Annotated in this window: 21 protein-coding genes; 2 read left to right on the plus strand and 19 right to left on the minus strand. The window is 31.3% G+C overall.

Annotated elements, in window-relative coordinates; genetic code table 11:
- Positions 1-6: 6 nt before the first annotated feature.
- The 15 genes from AC5M21_RS07970 to murQ form a co-directional block, all read right to left on the minus strand.
- On the minus strand, positions 7-1,920 hold the full coding sequence (locus AC5M21_RS07970; RefSeq protein WP_008790841.1) for a PTS sucrose transporter subunit IIABC: 1,914 nt from the start codon (positions 1,918-1,920) through the stop codon (positions 7-9).
- 189 nt (positions 1,921-2,109) lie between these two features.
- Positions 2,110-2,328, minus strand: coding sequence for a DUF6465 family protein (locus AC5M21_RS07975; RefSeq protein ID WP_008790840.1), 219 nt, complete (start codon positions 2,326-2,328; stop codon positions 2,110-2,112).
- Positions 2,329-2,543: 215 nt separating this feature from the next.
- Positions 2,544-3,449, minus strand: coding sequence for a hypothetical protein (locus AC5M21_RS07980; RefSeq protein WP_008790839.1), 906 nt, complete (start codon positions 3,447-3,449; stop codon positions 2,544-2,546).
- Positions 3,450-3,518: 69 nt separating this feature from the next.
- Positions 3,519-5,339 carry a translational GTPase TypA gene (gene typA / locus AC5M21_RS07985; RefSeq protein ID WP_008790838.1) on the minus strand — a complete coding sequence of 607 codons (1,821 nt, stop codon included), beginning with the start codon at positions 5,337-5,339 and terminating at the stop codon, positions 3,519-3,521.
- A 149-nt stretch (positions 5,340-5,488) separates the two neighbouring features.
- Positions 5,489-6,226, minus strand: a complete 738-nt coding sequence (locus tag AC5M21_RS07990) for an alpha/beta hydrolase (protein ID WP_008790837.1) — start codon at positions 6,224-6,226, stop codon at positions 5,489-5,491.
- Positions 6,227-6,238: 12 nt separating this feature from the next.
- Positions 6,239-6,796 (minus strand): hypothetical protein, encoded by a 558-nt coding sequence (locus AC5M21_RS07995; protein WP_008790836.1) that lies wholly within the window; start codon positions 6,794-6,796, stop codon positions 6,239-6,241.
- Positions 6,793-7,392: a GDSL-type esterase/lipase family protein gene (locus tag AC5M21_RS08000; RefSeq protein ID WP_117598968.1), complete on the minus strand. Its 600-nt coding sequence runs from the start codon at positions 7,390-7,392 to the stop codon at positions 6,793-6,795. Before AC5M21_RS08000 ends, AC5M21_RS07995 begins: the two co-directional genes overlap by 4 nt.
- Entirely contained in the window at positions 7,368-7,682 is a 315-nt protein-coding gene (locus AC5M21_RS08005) for a branched-chain amino acid transporter permease (protein WP_008790834.1), read from the minus strand. Before AC5M21_RS08005 ends, AC5M21_RS08000 begins: the two co-directional genes overlap by 25 nt.
- Positions 7,675-8,364 (minus strand): AzlC family ABC transporter permease, encoded by a 690-nt coding sequence (locus AC5M21_RS08010; RefSeq protein WP_008790833.1) that lies wholly within the window; start codon positions 8,362-8,364, stop codon positions 7,675-7,677. The genes AC5M21_RS08005 and AC5M21_RS08010 overlap by 8 nt, the downstream gene beginning before the upstream one ends.
- Positions 8,357-9,001 (minus strand): HAD family hydrolase, encoded by a 645-nt coding sequence (locus AC5M21_RS08015; RefSeq protein WP_008790832.1) that lies wholly within the window; start codon positions 8,999-9,001, stop codon positions 8,357-8,359. The genes AC5M21_RS08010 and AC5M21_RS08015 overlap by 8 nt, the downstream gene beginning before the upstream one ends.
- A 78-nt stretch (positions 9,002-9,079) precedes the next feature.
- The gene (locus tag AC5M21_RS08020; protein WP_008790831.1) at positions 9,080-9,967 is read right to left on the minus strand and encodes an N-acetylglucosamine kinase; all 888 of its coding nucleotides are present in this window, start codon (positions 9,965-9,967) and stop codon (positions 9,080-9,082) included.
- Positions 9,968-11,062 (minus strand): DUF871 domain-containing protein, encoded by a 1,095-nt coding sequence (locus AC5M21_RS08025; protein WP_117598969.1) that lies wholly within the window; start codon positions 11,060-11,062, stop codon positions 9,968-9,970.
- A gap of 610 nt (positions 11,063-11,672) precedes the next feature.
- Positions 11,673-12,971, minus strand: coding sequence for a PTS sugar transporter subunit IIC (locus AC5M21_RS08030; RefSeq protein ID WP_008790829.1), 1,299 nt, complete (start codon positions 12,969-12,971; stop codon positions 11,673-11,675).
- 19 nt (positions 12,972-12,990) lie between these two features.
- Positions 12,991-13,344 carry a hypothetical protein gene (locus AC5M21_RS08035; RefSeq protein ID WP_008790828.1) on the minus strand — a complete coding sequence of 118 codons (354 nt, stop codon included), beginning with the start codon at positions 13,342-13,344 and terminating at the stop codon, positions 12,991-12,993.
- A gap of 16 nt (positions 13,345-13,360) precedes the next feature.
- Positions 13,361-14,269 carry an N-acetylmuramic acid 6-phosphate etherase gene (gene murQ / locus AC5M21_RS08040; RefSeq protein WP_008790827.1) on the minus strand — a complete coding sequence of 303 codons (909 nt, stop codon included), beginning with the start codon at positions 14,267-14,269 and terminating at the stop codon, positions 13,361-13,363.
- Positions 14,270-14,486: 217 nt separating this feature from the next.
- On the opposite strand from murQ, the gene anmK reads away from it, so the two are divergent.
- Positions 14,487-15,629, plus strand: coding sequence for an anhydro-N-acetylmuramic acid kinase AnmK (gene anmK, locus AC5M21_RS08045; protein WP_008790826.1), 1,143 nt, complete (start codon positions 14,487-14,489; stop codon positions 15,627-15,629).
- 38 nt (positions 15,630-15,667) lie between these two features.
- Here the strand turns inward: anmK and AC5M21_RS08050 are convergent, their stop codons facing one another.
- From AC5M21_RS08050 to AC5M21_RS08060, 3 genes are all read right to left on the minus strand, one after another.
- Complete coding sequence (locus AC5M21_RS08050) at positions 15,668-16,507, minus strand: MurR/RpiR family transcriptional regulator (protein WP_008790825.1); 840 nt, start codon at positions 16,505-16,507, stop codon at positions 15,668-15,670.
- Positions 16,508-16,745: 238 nt separating this feature from the next.
- The gene (locus AC5M21_RS08055; protein ID WP_008790824.1) at positions 16,746-17,126 is read right to left on the minus strand and encodes a TIGR02328 family protein; all 381 of its coding nucleotides are present in this window, start codon (positions 17,124-17,126) and stop codon (positions 16,746-16,748) included.
- Between the two features lie 182 nt (positions 17,127-17,308).
- Positions 17,309-17,899: a thymidine kinase gene (locus tag AC5M21_RS08060; RefSeq protein ID WP_008790823.1), complete on the minus strand. Its 591-nt coding sequence runs from the start codon at positions 17,897-17,899 to the stop codon at positions 17,309-17,311.
- A 102-nt stretch (positions 17,900-18,001) separates the two neighbouring features.
- Between AC5M21_RS08060 and AC5M21_RS08065 the strand changes: the two genes are divergently transcribed.
- Positions 18,002-18,388 carry a 6TM ABC transporter family protein gene (locus tag AC5M21_RS08065; protein ID WP_008790822.1) on the plus strand — a complete coding sequence of 129 codons (387 nt, stop codon included), beginning with the start codon at positions 18,002-18,004 and terminating at the stop codon, positions 18,386-18,388.
- A gap of 160 nt (positions 18,389-18,548) precedes the next feature.
- On the opposite strand, the gene abc-f is transcribed toward AC5M21_RS08065, so the two are convergent.
- Positions 18,549-20,132, minus strand: a complete 1,584-nt coding sequence (gene abc-f, locus AC5M21_RS08070) for a ribosomal protection-like ABC-F family protein (RefSeq protein WP_008790821.1) — start codon at positions 20,130-20,132, stop codon at positions 18,549-18,551.
- Positions 20,133-20,453: the final 321 nt, after the last annotated feature.

A 20,453-nucleotide genomic window follows, 5' to 3' on the forward strand; every position in this document is an offset into this window, starting at 1 on the left:
ATTCCTCTACTTTAAAACTGCTATAACATCTTGACCATTTGTTTGTCCAGTAAATTTCATTTCAAGAGTACGTCCTTCTTTCACTTCAAAAGCCATCATAGTTTCAGAAGAATAACCTTTTTCTTTCACTAAAGTAATATCAAATGTTAATAATGGGTCACCCATTTTTACAGTTTGACCAACAGTTACAAATGTTTCAAATCCTTCTCCATTCATATTCACTGTATCAATTCCACAATGAATCAAAACACTTGAACCATCTTTCATCGTTATTCCAATAGCATGTTTGCTTGGAAATACAAATGTTACTGTTCCATCACAAGGAGAAAGCACTTGTCCATCTTCAACATCAACCACAATGCCATCTCCCATTGATTTTGAAGCAAATGTTGCATCACTTGATTGGCTAATATTTTTAACAACTCCAATAACTGGAGAAACAACTTGAATTTCACCAGTAAACTCATTTTGATCTTCCATTTCATAAACCACTTCTTCTACATTGTCAGCTGATTTTTTCTTAGACAGCTTGCCAAAGATAACTGTTAATACACAGCCAATAATCAAAGCAATAACATGTGCAATAATATAATTGATATAACCATTATGACTAGGATCACAAATAGCAATTCCTGGAACAGCAGTTGTTCCAAAACCGAATGCAGCCAAATCAGTAATATAAACATAAGCTCCAGCCACTGCTGCACCTAAACATCCTGCAACTAATGGATACTTATAACGCAAGTTGATTCCAAAAATAGCAGGTTCACTAATTCCAAAGAGAGTTGATGCAAAAGAAGGAATACATAATTCTCTTGCCTTTAGATTTTTCCAATTCATTGCAAGATACCCCAAGACTGCTCCACCTTGACCAATCAGTGCTACTGACATTAATGGATTCAAGAAATTTCTTCCTGTGTCTGCAATAAGCTGAGCTTCAATTGCACCCAAAATATGATGTAATCCTGTAATGACAATGATCTGTTGTACACCTGCAAAAATCATATATCCAACAGCCCCTAAATTTTGTGTTACCCAGATCAAAATACCTGTAATCCCATTCGATAATTCACGTCCAACTGGCCCAATAATTGTAAATAGTAAGACTGTTGAAATAAAGACAGTACACAATGGCGAAAACAATAGTTTTACAACATCAGGTATCTTTTTATCAAAGAAAATATCTAACTTAGCAACAATAAATCCCATCATCAAAGCAATGATAATTCCCCCTTGAAATCCAACAAGTTCAATTGGCAATCCAAGAATTCTAATCACTTCCGCAGTCGCACTTCCGGAACCAACAGAGTAAGCATTTGCTAAAGAAGCATCTAACATAATAGCACCAACTATCATTCCTAAGATAGGTTTTCCACCATATCGTTTAGTAGCACTATAACAAACTGCCATTGGTAAAATAGCAAAGATACCATTTGAAGCCAAACTTGCTAATTTATTAATAGCATATAGAGTTTCATTATTAGCAACAACATCCCACTTACTTAAAACTCCTGTAATTCCCATTAATAATGCTGCCGCAAGAATTCCTGGCATAATATCAATAAAAACATCTGATAAGGATTTAATAATGGCTTGTAATGGATTTTGTTTTTTAGCACTTTGCTGTTTAATATCTCCTAGTGACATATTTTCAGTATGAGTATATTGGCTAAAAACGTTATAAACATCATTCACGAGACCCGCTCCAAAAATTAACTGTAACTGATCCCCAGCAATAAATACACCTTTTACCAAATCAATTTCTTCTAACTTTTCTATATTAGCTAATGCATTGTCATTTAAAACAATACGTAGTCTTGTTGCACAATGCGCAACACCTTGAATATTATCCAAACCTCCTACATTCTCAACAAGTTCCTTAGAAATACGCAAGTACTTTTCTTGTTTATTCTCGCTCATTTTCATTCTCCTCCCACCGTATAGAACCGGTTCCACAATTGCATTATAAAACGCTTTCATGATTTAGTCAATATTTTTTTATAAAAATATTTATTTTTTATGGAACCAGTTCCCTAAACAAAGAAATAAAGGAACCATGATTGGTTCCTTTATCATTTTGGGTATATTTTATTGAAGTAATACTAAGAACTAGCTGATGTAAAGTGGTTGATCATTACCAACAACTTCACCAGTTTTTGTTGTAGCAACATAATATACTGAAGAATCTTCTGGTTTATAGTAAACCTCTAATGTGTCCACAGTTGTCATTTTAACACCTTGTGCCTTAACATCCTCTTTAACTAGTTTTTCGATATTTGTTGTTTCAACATTTTTATTATTAAATTGTACTTGTAATTTTAGTTTCACTATCCATCCTCCTTACTTGTTATTATAAATGAAAGCGATTACTTTTTCAAGAGAATACCCTCATTTATTAATGATAATATATCACTTTTTTCTTCTTTATACAAACTTTATTCCATTTTTTGTAATATTCCCATATATTTCTTTGCAATCGTACATATTTATTGTCATATTTACAAAACTTATGTCATTATATGTAGAAAGGTAGAGATTTCTCACTACCCTAAACGTTCTACAACACCATCCGTGCTAACTGTTCTATTAATATTTTTAATATATGAGAAGCTTGCTGCCGCCATAAATACATATCCAAATAATAAATCCTTAACAATTGGCCCCATTATTTCAGGTTCTTCTAAAAAAGCAGGAATAGCTCTAAATGCATCAGCCATACTTATTCCATACATCTCTCCAAAGACATCATAAATTTCTAAACCAACTGATATGAGCTCAGCAGCACCTAGCATAACAATCGCTATAGCAACAGCAATCCAAACACCTTTTTTATCAATTCTACCACCAAGCATTTCATATCCTTTAAAACAGCATACTGACATAATAAAACCAGTAATACCAGCAACAAATCCCATTTTATAAATAATTACCCAAACTAAAACGCCAATCAGTGATCCAGCCAACGCTCCCACAATTCCAAGTGGTAGATTAACTTCTTTCAATTTTGGCTGATTTTCAGCAAGCTGCCCTAAACAGTTAGGACATGATAAATCATTATAACCATTTATACTACATACATCTATTGGTGTTTCTTGTCCACAATGACGACAACATTGGACATAACCATTTTGAGATGCAAAGCCTGCAATTTCTTTCATAATTTTATCTAAATCCCACACAGTAAGATTTTTATCATTTTTTAAGTTAACTATAACTGCATGATCTTTATAATGAGTCCAATTGATAAACTGACCTTTATCCATAGTTTCTAAATATTGTGATAAGACTCCCGTTTCATTATCATTTTTCATTGTTGCAATTATAGAATATTGTCTTTGTTGTGGTAAAAAATTAATAATAAATTTATATTCTCCAACCGTTCCAAATGCAACATTATGTGCTTTATTGACTGTAAAGCCAATTTGTTCAATACCTTCAAATTTCTTCATAATTCCCCTCTCCCTTCTTGTTTATTATATCATATTTGTCAAATTTCGGAAAATAAAAAAAGAACGGAATTATCCATTCTTCTTATTATATGCTTTTCTTCTTTCATTTTCAGTTAATAAACGTTTTCTTAAACGAATATTCTCTGGTGTAACTTCAACAAGTTCATCATCATTGACATAATCTAAACATGCTTCAAGATTAAAGAATCTAGGCTTTTTTAAGACAACTGTTGAATCTTTTGAAGAAGAACGTGTATTTGTTAATTGTTTTCCTTTTGTGACGTTAACAACCAAATCATTATCACGACTATGTTCACCAACAATCATACCTTCATAAACTTCAACACCTGGACCAATAAACATAACCCCACGATCTTCTACACCACCTAAAGCATAAGCTGTCGTTTGTCCAGCGTCAATTGAAACAAGAACACCAAGTTGTCTCTCTCCAACTGCATCGCCTTCCATAGGTCTATATTCTAAATAGGAATGATTGATAATTCCATATCCTTTTGTCATTGTTAAGAAGTTTGTCATGAAACCAATTAATCCACGTGAAGGAATAACATAATGGACTTTTGTCATTCCATTATCAGATTCCATATTTTCTAATGTTCCACGTCTAAATCCTAATGATTCAATAACACTACCAATACACTCATCTGGCGCTTCAATGAAGACTTCTTCATATGGTTCACATTGAACCCCATCAATTTCTTTAATGATAACTTTAGGCTTTGAAACTTGTAATTCATAACCTTCTCTACGCATATTCTCAATCAAAATTGATAAATGTAATTCTCCACGTCCAGAAACAATCCATTCCTCACTATTAGGAATTCTTTCGATTTTCAAAGAAACATCACGATTTGTTTCTTTAAACAATCTTTCTTCAATTTTACTTGCAGTTACAAATTTACCATCTTTACCTGCAAATGGTGATGTATTTGTACCAAATACCATCTGTATCGTTGGTTCATCAACTCTTAATAATGGTAATGGCTCTTCTTGTCCCATTGTACATACTGTTTCACCAACACCAATATCAGCTAAACCAGCAATTGCAACAATATCTCCAGCACTTGCTTCTTCGATTTCAATTCTATGTAATCCAATAAAACCAAATAATTTTTGAATTCTAAATTGTGTCTTTGTTCCATCTCCACGTATACAAGAGACAGTTTCATTGACTTTGATTTTTCCTCTTTGAATACGTCCAATCCCAATACGTCCTACATAATCATTATAATCCAATAATGCTGGCTGGAATTGTAATGCACCTTCTTCATCAACCAAAGGGGCAGGTATTTCATTAATTATCATATCAAACAAGCAATCCATATTAGGAACCTGAGTAGCAAGATCAGTATCTAAACTTGATGTTCCCATTAAGGCTGAAACAAATACAGTTGGGAAATCTAATTGATTGTCATCTGCACCTAATTCCATAAATAATTCAAGAACTTCATCCATGACTTCATTAATACGAACAACTGGTCTATCCACTTTGTTAATAACAACAATTGGTTTAACCTTTGCTTCTAATGCTTTCTTTAATACAAAACGTGTTTGTGGCATTGTTCCTTCATAAGCATCAACAACCAATAAAACACCATCTACCATGTTCATGATACGTTCTACTTCACCACCAAAGTCTGCGTGGCCTGGTGTATCCATAATATTAATTCTGTAATCTTTATAATTAATTGCTGTATTTTTTGCTAAGATTGTAATACCTCTTTCTCTTTCAATTGCATTACTATCCATTGCTCTTTCAGCAATTTGTTCATTATCTTTTAATGTACCAGATAATTTTAATAATTGATCCACAAGAGTTGTTTTTCCGTGGTCAACGTGTGCTATAATAGCTATATTTCTAATGTTATTCATGTATTGAGCACTCCTTTTCGCCTTTATGATTATAACACAATTATGTCAAAACACAATAAAATATGGCGATGAAATCAATAAAAATTATACACAGTGACATTCCTTTCTTATGTGTAGCGGTTTCATCTTCCTAGAACCAAAAAAAGATGCTAAAGTGCATCTGTTAGAAATTCATATGTATATTTAAGAACCTCTTGGATATGTTGTAAACAATCATAATTATGAGAGCCATTTTCAATAGGTTTAAAAATAGCATTATGAAAACCTTGAAGATATTTTTCTGATATAGCAAATGGTACTGTTTGATCATTTGTTCCATGAATAATCATTAATTGGTTCTTATAAATCTCTATACCTTTATAAAAGTCTCTTGAAAGCATATCTTTGACAAACTCATCTGATATTTGAAAACCATTGTGATCATAGAAATCTGCTTGAGGAACATGACCTTTCAAATATTCAACTGCACTTGGCAAATTGAATGCTGGTGCCCACAAACATAATTTAGAAATATCATTAGGATAAAGTTTCGCAAGTTCACTTGCGACAGCACCACCCATAGAATGCCCCAATACATAGATTTTCGTTGTTGATGGCATTTTTTTAACTTCTTCTAAAATAATCCTAGCACATGATAATTCATCATCAAATGTCATATCACTAAAATTCAAATCTGATTCTCCACTCCCCAAAAAATCCATACGTATCGTTCCAATCCCTTGAGTTACTAGCATCCTTGAGAGTTGAACATATGAAAACTTGGTTCCTGTATTACATCCTGTAAATCCATGGAAGATGATACAGACAGGAAACTCTTTGTTTTGTGGTGTATGAAAGAACCCTCTCATTACACCTTTTGGAGTTGATATTTCACAATAGTTTTGCATAAATGTCTCCTTTTATCGAATTGTCTCTTGTGCAAAAGAAAAGTTCTCAATAATATCTCCATTCTCATCCACAAGATTTATAAACATTGCTTCATCAATTATATTATAACATTCAATAATATATTTTCCTGAAGTCATTATAGGCTTTGTACCGCTAACATCTGTTTCACTAATAACTGATATTCCAGCAATTTGACGAAACTCATTATTACAAATCACATATGTTGATTTATGACGTGAATCAGTAAGCATAAGCACTGTCTTATCATCTAGTATATAATTATAATATTCTTCATACCTTTGATACTCATTCTCTTGAAATATTTGTAATATTTTCATTCCTTGCGAACGCACAACAACGAGCATTAATTGATTATCCTCATTTTTATATATACGCTTTTGCAGTATTTCAACTGCATCAGGTATGTTATTTACAATTTTTCCCATCACCTCAATGATCTCTTTATCCGTTGAAAGTGTATACCCTTCTTTCATTTTTAAAGAAACACCCAAACCAATTATAAAAAAAGCACTTATGATTGATATAATTATAATAAGTTTCTTTTTCATAATTGATCTTGAATTGCTTTAGATAAAGCAAGATATCCTTCATCATTAATATGTAAACCATCAACATAATAGTTTTTAATTGGTTCACCTTTTTTATTACATAAAGCTGGATACACATTTATAAAATGAACATATTCATAGGGAATCATTCTCTTGTATTCTTTAAAAATCATCTTTAGGATATCATTACTTCTCATTCCCTGTTTTGTTGATTTATAACCATGTTGATCTTCAATACATGGTATACAGCTTAACAAATGAATTTTACAATGAGGTAAATTATAATGAATAATTTCAATCAATTCTTTAACGTTTAAAGCAATATCTCTAGGACTTAACATCAGTGTATTTCCTAAATCATTTGTACCAATCATTAAAAAAACTTGTTCCGGTTCATATTTTAATACCCCCTCATCTACAAAGTGAAGCAGCATATTTGAAGTTATACCTCCTATACCACAATTATATTTATGATCTATTGCAGGCATAAATCTCTCTAAATCAAAATATTCTGTAATAGAATCACCTCTGTTTTTATTATAACAAAAAAATGTTCTTGAATGAACATTTATTAAACAAACAAAACTTGCACACATAACATATAAACAAGCGTTCCTCCAAATATAGATAACAATGTATTCCTTTTTATCATGTGGAGAATAATAACACTGCCAACTCCAATCATTTCACATATACCATGGTTTCCACTTAATAAATGAACACTTTTTAAACAATAAACCACTAACATTGCCATAATAGCATAAGGCAAAACGTCACCTAAATATTCAATAAAAGCATTCTTATGATTCTTAAATAAGAGAAAAGGAATTGTTCTTGTGAAAAGCGTAACTATAGCTATAACAACAATTAACAATAACTCATGCATCTTTCATTCCTCCCTTATTATACATAAATAACAGGCTTAAAATAATACCAATCATGGACGGAATAATAAAGGACTCACTACCAAATATCAATAAACAGATGACACTCACACCAAACCCAATATATGTATAAATATGTCTCTCACTTGTTAAGAACTGCTCTAAGACAATAACAACAAATAAAGCTGTCATAGCAAAATCTAAACCTGTTGTATTTATTGTCATTAATGATCCAACAAATGCACCAATAATGCTCCCAATGATCCAATAACATTGATCAAAAAAAGAAATAAGAAATAAATAATACCTTTGATTACAATCTTCTGGCACTTGAGAACCAACGAGCAATGAATATGTTTCATCTGTAAGTGAGAAGATCATATAGAGCTTAAACTTTCCCATATCATCAAATTTCTTAATCATTGATAACCCATAAACCATATGTCTTGCATTAATTAAAAGAGTCATAATGGCTGCACTTATTAAACTTGCTCCGCTTGTTAAAAGATTAATAGCCACAAATTGCATACTTCCAGCATAGATAAAAACACTCATTAACAGTGCATAAACAACACCATATCCTTTGTTTTCCAGCAACATTCCAAAAGCGATTCCTAATACGATATATCCCATCATAACTGGAATAGAAGATAGAAAAGCTTCTCTTATAACTCTTTTATACATTTTCAATAACACCTTTTAATTCATTTAAATCTTGTACAATATAATCACATTGATAATTTTCAAATTCTTCTCTATTTCCATAACCATATAAAACACCAATACAAGGAATATGATTTGCATGAGCACCTATAATATCATGTTGACGATCCCCTACCATTATACAAGTCTCTGAATTAAGTTTCTCTTTTTCAAGACAATAAGCAATAACATCGCCTTTATTCTTTCTTGTTCCATCTAACTCTGCACCATAAATCCCATGAAAAAAATGCTCTAAATGAAAATGTTCTAATATTTTTTGTGCAAAGACAAGCGGTTTACTTGTACATATATAAAGTCTTTTTTGATTATCTAGCAAAGATTGTAAAAAATCTTCCATTCCTTCATAAACTTTATTTTCATATAATCCTTTATCAGAAAAATATTCACGATATTTATCAACTGCTTTTAAACTATCCTTTTCACTCATTTGATAATATTCTCTAAATGATACATCCAATGGTGGACCAATGAACACTTTTAAATCATCCAAACTCTTCACTGTAATTCCAAAACTTTTTAAACTATAAGCAACTGATTGTGTAATCCCTAAAAATGGATCAGTAATTGTTCCATCTAAATCAAATAAGATATTCTCCATTTTGCCCCTCCTTATTTTGTTCATTATAACATAATCTGATGACAAACTAAATATTGTCTTTATAGTAAAAAAAGAGTCTTAAAGACTCAATCTTGCAAACATATATGCTCCTACAAGAGCATTATGAATTGGTTCTATGAATTCACAATCTGGTAACTGGGAACAAAATGATTGTTTAAAAATAGCATTTTGAAAAACACCACCATAATAAGTCACTCGTTTTTCTTTTTCAAAGTGGGGTAACAATCCTTTGACCAGTTGTGAAATATGATAACCAGCCTGTTTTAGAATATCTTGGCATACTGAATGGCCTTTATCTGCAAAGTCACTACATATCTTAGCTAATGCCGCAATATCTGTTCTTTCATTCTTCATATCATGAATAACAGATATGATTTCATAGGGGTTTTCAATTGTAAAATAATCTAAGAGATAATTATATAACTCATCTCTTGGTTGTCGGTTATCTGCCTGTTTACAAAATTCATTTAATACTTGTTTACCTATCCAATAAGCTGAACCTTCATCACCAAGTTGATAACCCCAGCCACCACTTCGATAAATTTGTGAATGAACATGCGCCATTGCGATCGATCCTGTTCCTGCCACTACAGCAATTCCATCTTGCCCATTAAGTGCTCCAATTAATGCAATATGCATATCATTCGTTAAAACATAGTGATATCCCTTCAATTCTTTTTCAATATGAGATTCCAACTGTTCACGGATAACCTTATCATTGCCATATCCAGCAATACCAATACCAATTAGTAATTGCTGATAAGAATCAGGAAAATGCTTTACAACATCTTCTATACCTTTTTTTAAAAGTTTGGCACATCCATCAAAACCTACCTGTAAAAAATGACAAGTTGGATAATCCACTTGGTATAAACATTTTCCATAATCATCAAATAACCCAAATGCAGTTTTTGTTCCACCACCATCAATTCCTATATAATACATTTACTTCACCTCATTAAATGTAAATTTTTGCCATGGCTTTATATATGTTAATAAAAATCTTTCAGTTTCAACGATATGTCCAACAATATTACTTTTCCCACTATTCCTCATTTGTGTTTTCGCAATCTGTAATTCACCTGCATAATGTCCATATTCAGAACTTTCAATAATAATATCACCAGGATTAATATAATCAGGCACATTGAAAAGTTTAAATTCATGGCCTTTGTATTTCACACGACTTTGTGTAGAACGAATCATATTATCATTATAATCTCCTCGATTAAAATGCAATTCTTCTAAAACAATCTTTCTTTCAACTTCAGGTATAGAATTAACAAGTTCAACATTAAATGTCACAAGATCCAATCGCATATGTGAAATCTTTTTAAGTTCTTCATCGCTTGGATAACAATTAGAAATAATAATATTGTCAATGACATCTAGTGCTATCATATGTTTGATTTGAACCTCTAAAGGTAATTCACGGTGCAATTCCAATGTTGGCAAGCCCTCTTTTGTAGGCCATGGACCATATGCATTGGTCTGATTCGTTGAAACAAATGCTGCTGTTGTTAAACCATACTTCTTAAAGTTTTGAGTACATTTTAAGAAATGTTCTAAAGATAACCCACTATAACGATGGGGATAAAAATTATGACATCCCACCAATTGACTGCGATTAGGGCAATAATCCATAATTGTGTCAATGTAATGTGTATCATTGCTCATATTGATTTCAATCTTTAATCCTTGTGGATTAAAAGTCATTAAGGCTTCTTCATTTCCACTAAATCCTGCATCCAAACGGATGCCATCAGCACCAATGTCTTTAAAAAATGTTAAATCCTGATAACTAATGCTTAATTTATCAAATACCTTGGGACTCACATCTACAAAGATTTCAAATCCTTTTTCATGAGCATACTGATTGATCATAGAAAAATCTGATTTTATCTTATCAATACTTTCATTCACTGATAATAAACATGAAAAGATGCGCGAAAAACCTGCTTGATGAGCCTTATCTATATATGCTTTCATTTCCTCTAGATTAGATTTTTCTACATAGAGTGAAATTCCTAATTTCTTCATATCTGTTTCCTCCTATTAATAATACTTTTTAATAAGTTGCTGATACCAATAAAAACTATCTTTTCTGTATCGACAATACCTTACTCTTCCTTCATTGTCAGTATCAACTCATTCTTTTTAAGCTTCTCGAATCCCATGAAAATGTTCTTTCAGATATGTCATTTGATATGGAGCATGAATAGTCCTCTCTCATTCTAACATATCTTGATTGCCTAATCCATTTTCTGCAATAATAATTGGCTTTTGATGACAATAATAGAATTGATTGAATGTGACTCTTATTCCAATTGGATTCATTGACTATCGCCATTTTGTAACAGTTAAATATGAATTTTGATTGCTTAATAATCTGATTATAATATTGTAAAACGTTCTCATTAGAATAATATCCAACGCTCTCACTTTTGTTTAATCATTTGCTTATTTAATAAACGTATCTGTGTCGTTCATTGTAAAGTCCTAGAAAAATAAACAACAATCTTAAATATCTAAACCTTTATGCTCAAGGTCATACCCTCTCATATTGAATAGACAAAAGTGCTTCACCCCATCATATTTTTTCATATGTTTTCTATAAGAAAAGCCCAGCATTCGCTAGGCTATTCATTTTTTACTCTTCAGTTAGTTCTCCTTGTTCTTCTTTTAATAAGTTTTTATCATAAATTTTAAAGAACGGATAATAAAGAATAACTGATAAGGCAATCAAGAAAATATTCAAGACTGCTGCTCGCCAATCCCCACCAGTTGCGAGATATGCTCCTACTGGTCCTGGTAATGTCCACGGTGCTGTCATGACGACTTTATCTACAAAATTAAGTGAAGTGAATATCCACGCAATCGTTGCACAAACCATTGGAACAACAATAAATGGAATGATTAAGATAGGATTTAAAACAATTGGTGTTCCAAAAATGACAGGTTCATTAATGTTAAACAAAGATGGAACAATACATGTTTTTCCTAAAGAACTCGCATATTTAGATTTAGCACGGAATGCCATTAAAATAGCAAGTCCAATTGTACATCCTGAACCACCAATCCAGATAAACCATTGGAAAAATGGTTCTGCGGCTATTGCTGTAGGTGCTTGACCAGCTGCTGCCATTGCTGTATTTGTATCAATTAATTGTAACCATAAAGGTCTTGCTAAAGAACCAATGATGGAAACACCATGAATACCAAAAGACCAAAATCCTGTAATCAAGAAAATCAATAATAAAACACTTGGCAAGCTGTCCGCTGCTTTAACAAGTGGTGATACGACAGTTGCAACTGCACCATGCCAATCAAATCCTATAAAATAAGTAATACAAGCCATTCCCACAATGATAACAATTGTTGGTGTTAACGCTTCAAACGAACGTGCTACAGCTGGTGGAACTTGAGCAGGCATCGTGATTTTAAATTTAGATTTTGAAGTTAAACGATAAACTTCCACTGCTAAACATGAGACGATGATGGAAACAAACAATCCACCCCCACCTAAATTAGCCATTGGCATAACCCAACCTGAAACACCAGCCACTTCTGCTGCTTCTGCCGCTACAGATATAGGTGTAATTGTGCATAAGAATGCAATCATTGCTAAAATTCCACCAGTTAATCTATCTAACTTGTAAGATTCTGCTAAACTATATCCAATTCCAAAAGTCGCATAAATTGTCATAATAAACATTGTCATACGATATGGAAGCATAATTGTTGCTGCATTCCCATTTAAGAATTGATAAATCTCCCAATCTTGTGGAAGAGGTGGCATTGCAATAATCAAGAAAAATGAACCTACAATAATTAATGGTAAAGTTGCCACAATACCATCTCGAATTGCACGCAAATGTCTTTGTTGTGCTAGTTTTTCCATAGGTCCAGATAATTTTTGATCAAAAAACATTGTTAATTTATCTATCATGAACTAAATCCCCTTTCTTTTACATATAAAGTCCAATATACAACCAGAAATAACTAATAATTCCGATTGCTATAAAAAATCCCAAATACATTCCAATAAAGTTTTTATGAAAACCTTTATCAGTTTCTATAAAATAATGACAATAACAAACTGCAAAACTAATGATAACAGCGTTTCCTATCATTGTTGTGATTCTTGTGTCTACTCCAAAAATTGCAAGCATGTTAGGGAGGAAAAAGCAAGAGAGTGCAGCACTTATAACAATAATAAAAGCACTTTTATAACTGAACTTTGGTATTGGAGATGTATTGACATCTTCTTTTTTAATTCTCTTCACTTTTTTATAATTGGGTGTTACAACTTTTGTCGCCATTTGAATCACTCCTTCATTATTTTTTATACTGTCTTATAACTTTTGCAACATTGTTCTGATATTTTAATAATAAATCTCGGCACGATTCAAAATCTAATCCTGTTTTTTCTATTAAGATTGCACATTTGACATCATACCTTGTTGTCTCTAATAATTTTTTTGCTTCTATTGATGAAAGTTCTGTACAATTTTCAACAATACCAATTGCTCTATCTTTTAATTTCTCATTTGTAGGTTGAACATCAATCATTAAATTACCATAGACTTTCCCAAGTTTGATCATGACTGAAGTAGATAACATATTGAGCACCATCTTCTGTGCAGTTCCTGCCTTCATTCTTGTTGATCCAGTGATGACTTCAGGCCCTACTTTCACTTCAATTGGATATTGAGCATAATCTGAAATCACTCCATTATTAACACAACAGATTGATAGAGTTGTAGCTCCAATGAGATTAGCATATTCAAGTCCTCCTATAACATATGGTGTACGTCCTGAAGCTGCCAAACCACAAACAACATCATGTTCAGTTAATCCAATTTTTTCTAAATCTTCTTTAGCAAGTTCTTGAGAATCTTCTGCTCCCTCTATTGCATTTTGTAATGCATTTGGACCTCCAGCAATAATACCTTGTACCAGTGTTGATGAAACCCCATAAGTTGGTGGACATTCTGAAGCATCTAACACTCCTAAACGTCCAGAAGTTCCCGCACCGATATAAATAAGTCTTCCACCACATGCAACCTTTTGATAAATTGCATCTACAGCTCTAGAAATAGCAGCAAGTTCATTTTTTACAGCCAGTGCAACATTTTGGTCCTCATGATTAATCGTGTTTAAAATGTCGATGGTATCCATTTCATCTATGTGTAATGTATTTATATTCTGTTGTTCTGTCATCAGCAAACTTAAATCCTTTGGCATCCACTTCCCCCTCCTTTCATCTTTATTCTACATTATCTGAAATAATATTTCAATATATTTATTAATTAATTGTTAGTTTATTTTAATAAATTAGTATATTATTAAGAAATTTTATTTCTAATATCCTAATATATAACTATTTAAAACAATATATTCATATAATTATTGAAATTTTATTTCATAAATTATACAATGTTTATAAATAGGAGGTATATTTATGTATGGTATAGGTATTATGTCAGGGACATCATTAGATGGAATTGATACAGTTCTTGTTAAAATAACTGGATATAGTACAGAGACACAATTGGAGGTTATCGCTTATAACGAATATCCTCTCCATAAAGAACTTGTTTCAAAAATAAAAAAAGCATGTTCCTTAGAACATTCTCATAGTGATCTCATTTGTAGCTTGAACTTTGAGTTAGGTTATTCTTTTTGTGATGCAGTCAAAGCACTACTTCAAAAAGCTAATTTCCCATTAGAAAAAATTGATTACATCGCAAGTCATGGACAAACAATTTTTCATATTCCAGAGAATAAAGAATCTTTATATCGCTCAACTCTACAAATTGGTGAAGCAGCAATTCTTGCTTATCAGTTTCAAACAACTGTTATATCTAATTTTAGAGTTATGGATATGGCTGCTGGTGGCCAGGGTGCCCCATTAGTCCCTTATAGCGAATATATTCTTTATAGTCAATCACATAAAAATAGAATTCTTCAAAATATTGGCGGTATTGGTAATTTAACATTTTTGAATGGTTCTTTAAATATTGATGATATTTTTGCTTTTGATACTGGACCTGGTAATATGATGATTAATGAAGCTTGTCAAATCCTTTATAATCTGCCTTTTGATGATCATGGACAAATTGCAAAACAAGGCAAAGTTATTTCTGTATTACTTGATGAATTAATGAATCATCCTTATATGCAAAAACTTCCACCTAAATCAACTGGTCGAGAGGATTTTGGAGAGTTCTTTGTTAAAGATATTCTATCAAGATATTCTCAGCATGAAAAGGCAGATATCATCACAACTTTCACAATGTTCACTGCCAAAAGCATTGCATTTCATTATCAGAGAGATATACTTACAAAGTACCCTTTGGATGATGTTATTATTGGTGGTGGAGGGAGTCATAATGATACACTAATGCAATTTATAAAAGATGAACTCTATCCAATCCCTGTTTATACTCAAGATGAGATTGGTTATTCAAGCGATGCTAAAGAAGCTATTGCTTTTGCTATATTAGGAAATGAAACATTGAATCACCATTATTCTAATGTTAAATCTTCAACAGGAGCAAATCGTTATGTCATTCTAGGACAAATCACTCCTAAGCCATTTTAATGAATGGCTTTTTTTATAAAAAAATACAGAAATCATTTCTACTTCTGTATTTCATCAATAATCTTTCTTGTATCTACTATACGTTTATGAGTTTCTTCTTTATCATGTCTAGCAATTGCATAATATAATAAATCAATAACAATCAAAGAGGATAATCTTGATGATGTTGCTCCAATTCTTAATTCTTTTTCTTCAATTGGAATTGTAATAACCATATCAGCTAATTTTCCCAAATCATTATAAGCAGATTGCGTTATTGCAACAGATTTCATTCCCATATGTTTAGCCCATTTTGCTGCAGTCACTATTTCCTTTGTTTTTCCACTATAACTGATAAAAAATGCTAAATCATCTTTTTGCATGTTTGGTACTACAGTTAATTGAAGATGTGTATCAGCATAATAAATTGATGTTTTACCTATTCTTAAAAGTTTATGTTGAAAATCCTCACACACTGTTCCTGAACCACCAATTCCAAATAAATAGATGTTACGACAAGAAATAATCTCCTGAACTACTCTTTCAATAACCCTTGAATCAATTAATCCATAAGTCTTTTCAATTGTTTGAATATTTGACTGATATGCTTTTTTTAATAGTGAATCCATACTTTCATTAGGATCTAATAAATTATCAAATTCCATAGAATCATTCGATAAATCTTTAGCCAATTCTATTTTTAATTGTGAAAATCCTGAAAATCCTATTTTTTTTGAAAAACGGATAATAGCTGCTGGTGATGTCATTGTTTTTTGTGCTAATGTCTGCGTTGAATCATTAATAACATCAGATTTATTTTCTAATATAAAATCTGCAATTTCAATTTCTGTATCTGTTAATATAGGTCTTGCCTCATTTATCCTAATTATACAACTCATTTTATCACTTCCTTATATTCTTTAGTATAACATTTTCTATAAGAAAAAAAACACTTTTCCATTATTTTCATAGTATCTTAATCCTTTATACAAAAAAAGAATCGAATGGCTCGATTCTTTTTTATACTGCATATTTTAAAGGGAGTTTTTATGAATTTTTATTCTTCACAAGTATAATATACCTATTCTATATGAACGATATATGAACATCTGATGTATTTATTGTGTATTTCCATTTTCAATAATCGACATTTATGCCTTTTCCTTTAAGATTATCAATACACTCTTGATAATAAGTTTCATTATGTTCCTGATAAATAGGATGTGTAATACATTTTTTCTCTTTAACAGTCATCTCTGATATTTCAATACCTATTCTTTGACCTCGATAATATCGATTTTTCCATAATGGATTAATAGAATAACCACGATTTTCCATTTCTTTCATCACAATAACATGAAATTCAAAGAGATCTTGATATGGGTGTTCAAAAACATAATTAACAACACTATGTGGTTTCTTCCAACTCAATCCTCTTAAAGCACATATTTCTCTATGTTGTCCTAATAATTGTTGAGTTGGTAACAATGGTATTAAATCTTCATGCCATAATCTCATATTTTCACCTTCACCATTATTTTAAACTTTTTTTACTTTTATAAACAAAAAAATGAAAGAGATGCTTTGGGGAAACATCTCTTTCTTAGGGATATATGATAGATTTGAGGGGAATCAATACTATCGTATTTGTCTTTCGACACAAATAATATAAAACATAAATATGTCTTGAAGATGAACTTTTAAAATTTATTTGGCTTATTTAAAATTTCATGACAGTGTCTACATCTTGGCTCATAATGATCAACAGCACCAACCAAGACAATTGGATCTTCAAAAGATGCTGGTTTACCATCAACAAGTCTTTGGGTACGAGTTGCAGGTGCTCCACATTTAGCACAAACAGCAGTTAACTTTGTTACAAACTCAGCACGTGTTAAGAGTTCTGGCAAAACACCAAATGGCTCTCCTCTAAAGTCTTTATCTAATCCAGCAACCATAACGCGCAATCCTCTATCTGCCAAATACTCACAAACATCTACTATATCTCTATCAAAAAATTGAACTTCATCTATTGCTACAACATCTGTATCAGGTTTTATATATCTTAATATATCTTTTGAATTTTCAACAACAATGCATTGCACTTTTGTTCCAGCATGAGAGACAATTTCAGTCTCAGAATAACGATTATCAACTTTTGGCTTGAATACAATAATGTTTTTCTTAGCAAAAGAAAGGACATTGATACGTCTTATTAACTCTTCAGTCTTTCCCGCAAACATACACCCACAAATAACTTCTAACCAACCTTCTCGATATTGATTATACATAATGATATCAACCTCCACAAATATTTATTATACTATAGAATTAAATAAATTTGTACATATTTCATTCATAATTCATCTATATAATAGAGATAGGTGATAAAAATGAAATGGTTTAGAAATTTTATGTATGGTAGATATGGTGCTGACCAATTAGGAAACTTCTTATTTGTATTTTACATTATTTTAGCAATACTTTCTTTTGTTTATCCGCCAATTATGATTCTATGCTATGCTACAATCATTTATAGTCTGTTTAGAATGTTTTCTAAACAATATTATAAGCGTAGAGCTGAGAATGAATGGTATTTGAACAAAACTGAAGGAATAAGAAAGTTTTTTAATAGACAAAAAAATCAGTGGAAGTATAGAAAAACTCATAAATATTTAAAATGTCCTCACTGTAAACAGTATTTACGTGTTCCTAAAGGAAAAGGTGATATTACTGTAACTTGTCCTAAATGTCATCAACAATTTGATCAAAGAACATAAAAATATATTTTGATATGTTGTCTTTTTAATAGGTAATTCAGTCATGAAAAACTGAGTTTCTATTCTTGAGAGAACATTTTTTTATTATTCTTTGCAATAAAGCCTTTATAAAAGTTAAAAAAAGACCAAAAGACTTTATGAGTTTTGGTCTTCTACTATATTAGTACTCAGTATAAAAACTAGAAATTTTACCATCCTTTATAACTAAATATCTTTTAGCTAGTTTATCTATGAAATATCGGTCATGTGATACAAACAATAAAGTACCTTCGTATTCTAATAAAGCTTGTTCAAGAATTTCTCTCGTTTCTATATCAATATGATTAGTAGGCTCATCTAATATCAAAAAATTAATCTCATTTTGCATTAATATAGCCAATTTTAACAATACTTTTTCTCCACCAGATAAATTGCCTACCCGTTTAAAGACTTGATCTTTATAAAAGTCATATTTAGCAAGAATTCTTCTGGCCTCCCCCTCTAAACAGGGAACTTCCCTACGAAAGGCTTGTAATATAGAATCACTATTATCTTTAAAGCGAATCTCTTGTGGAATATATCCAATCTTAGTTGTTTCAGCCACTTCTAATTCACCAGTATATGAAGTTAAATGCCCTAATAATGCTTTTATGAAAGACGTCTTTCCCGATCCATTATTTCCTAATAATACTATTTTTTCTTGGTAATAGAGTGTAAAACTTGCATTTGAAAATAATAATAAATGATCATATGATATTCCTAGATTTTTTGCTTTTAAAACTTCATGACTACTACGTTCCCCTATAAAATGTACAGGAATTTTTTTCTTTTCTAATTGAGGCTTGTCTAATACTTCTATCTTCTTTAAACGTTTCTCTAATTCCTTAGCCTTTTTAAAGAATTTTTCATTATCAGCCTGATTGCCCCAATCACGATAGCGTTTAATAGAAGCTTTCATTGCTTCTATTTTTTTCTGTTGAGTTTTATATTGCTCAAACTCTTGCAACAATAACTTTTCTTGTTCTTTTAAACTATATGAATAATTACCATGAAATAAGCGACATTCTCCACTTTCTAAAAGAATAGTTTTATTGGTAACTTTATCTAGAAAATAGCGGTCATGTGATATAATTACAACTGTTCCCTGATACTTATTTAAATAATTCTCTAACCATTCCAACATAACAATATCCAAATGATTTGTTGGCTCATCTAATAAGAGTATATCAGGTTCAGTTAATATTAATCTTGCCAAATTCACAACAGTTTTCTGGCCACCACTTAATATAGAAAATTGTTTGTCTATAATATTTTCTAATTTAAACCCCTTCACCACTTTACTCAATTTTTCCTCAACTTCATATCCACCTTGAGATATATATTGATTCTGAATTCTTGCATATCTATCTAATAATGCTTCATTTGTACTATCCTGCATCATTTTCAGTTCTAATGTACGCAATCTTTCTTCTGTTTTTTGAATTTCTGTAAATGAAGTCATTAAAATACTTCTTGTAGTGATATCTTCATTAAGAATTGCTGGTATTTGTTCTAAATATCCAATAGTAGCATCTTTACGAATCGTAATAGTTCCAGTATCTGGATACTCATCTTTTACAATCATTTTAAAGAGTGTTGATTTACCACTACCATTCTTGCCTACAATTCCTACTCTATCACCAGTGAGTATTTCAAAACTCACATTTTGTATAACTTGTTTATATCCAAAATTCTTACAAATTTTATGCATTCCTATTTCAATCATTTTATTTGCTCCTTTATTTTATATAAAAATTAAAATAAACAGAGCCTAAGATTCATAAGATTAGGCGATTGATTATAATCGCTTCGCACAGCTAGAGTATCCCTCTATCGCCTAGTCTATCTATTAATAGACTCTGTACGAAGCTCAGTGCCTTCGACTCTACGGCAAATATAACCTAGAATCATCTTGACCACCTCCCTATTATATTTATACTTCTTTATTCTAACATATATAAACAAAAATGAACACTTTATCAAAAAATTAGCTAAAACAAAAAAAAGGATATCCAGTGTGGATATCCGAAGTGAACTGGCAGCTTGC

It is taken from the genome of Coprobacillus sp. (assembly GCF_984815275.1).

Excerpts from the sequence above, each read along its gene's own strand:
- AC5M21_RS08000 (WP_117598968.1), bottom strand. The coding sequence starts at position 7,392 with ATGTGTGCAAGTTTTGTTTGTTTAATAAATGTTCATTCAAGAACATTT.
- AC5M21_RS07995 (WP_008790836.1), bottom strand. The coding sequence starts at position 6,796 with ATGAAAAAGAAACTTATTATAATTATATCAATCATAAGTGCTTTTTTT.
- AC5M21_RS08025 (WP_117598969.1), bottom strand. The coding sequence starts at position 11,062 with ATGAAGAAATTAGGAATTTCACTCTATGTAGAAAAATCTAATCTAGAG.
- AC5M21_RS08060 (WP_008790823.1), bottom strand. The coding sequence starts at position 17,899 with ATGTATAATCAATATCGAGAAGGTTGGTTAGAAGTTATTTGTGGGTGT.
- AC5M21_RS07990 (WP_008790837.1), bottom strand. The coding sequence starts at position 6,226 with ATGCAAAACTATTGTGAAATATCAACTCCAAAAGGTGTAATGAGAGGG.
- anmK (WP_008790826.1), top strand. The coding sequence starts at position 14,487 with ATGTATGGTATAGGTATTATGTCAGGGACATCATTAGATGGAATTGAT.
- AC5M21_RS08005 (WP_008790834.1), bottom strand. The coding sequence starts at position 7,682 with ATGCATGAGTTATTGTTAATTGTTGTTATAGCTATAGTTACGCTTTTC.
- typA (WP_008790838.1), bottom strand. The coding sequence starts at position 5,339 with ATGAATAACATTAGAAATATAGCTATTATAGCACACGTTGACCACGGA.
- AC5M21_RS08050 (WP_008790825.1), bottom strand. The coding sequence starts at position 16,507 with ATGAGTTGTATAATTAGGATAAATGAGGCAAGACCTATATTAACAGAT.
- murQ (WP_008790827.1), bottom strand. The coding sequence starts at position 14,269 with ATGCCAAAGGATTTAAGTTTGCTGATGACAGAACAACAGAATATAAAT.
- AC5M21_RS08030 (WP_008790829.1), bottom strand. The coding sequence starts at position 12,971 with ATGATAGATAAATTAACAATGTTTTTTGATCAAAAATTATCTGGACCT.
- AC5M21_RS08010 (WP_008790833.1), bottom strand. The coding sequence starts at position 8,364 with ATGTATAAAAGAGTTATAAGAGAAGCTTTTCTATCTTCTATTCCAGTT.
- abc-f (WP_008790821.1), bottom strand. The coding sequence starts at position 20,132 with ATGATTGAAATAGGAATGCATAAAATTTGTAAGAATTTTGGATATAAA.
- AC5M21_RS07980 (WP_008790839.1), bottom strand. The coding sequence starts at position 3,449 with ATGAAGAAATTTGAAGGTATTGAACAAATTGGCTTTACAGTCAATAAA.
- AC5M21_RS08020 (WP_008790831.1), bottom strand. The coding sequence starts at position 9,967 with ATGTATTATATAGGAATTGATGGTGGTGGAACAAAAACTGCATTTGGG.
- AC5M21_RS08035 (WP_008790828.1), bottom strand. The coding sequence starts at position 13,344 with ATGGCGACAAAAGTTGTAACACCCAATTATAAAAAAGTGAAGAGAATT.
- AC5M21_RS07970 (WP_008790841.1), bottom strand. The coding sequence starts at position 1,920 with ATGAGCGAGAATAAACAAGAAAAGTACTTGCGTATTTCTAAGGAACTT.
- AC5M21_RS08065 (WP_008790822.1), top strand. The coding sequence starts at position 18,002 with ATGAAATGGTTTAGAAATTTTATGTATGGTAGATATGGTGCTGACCAA.
- AC5M21_RS08015 (WP_008790832.1), bottom strand. The coding sequence starts at position 9,001 with ATGGAGAATATCTTATTTGATTTAGATGGAACAATTACTGATCCATTT.
- AC5M21_RS08055 (WP_008790824.1), bottom strand. The coding sequence starts at position 17,126 with ATGAGATTATGGCATGAAGATTTAATACCATTGTTACCAACTCAACAA.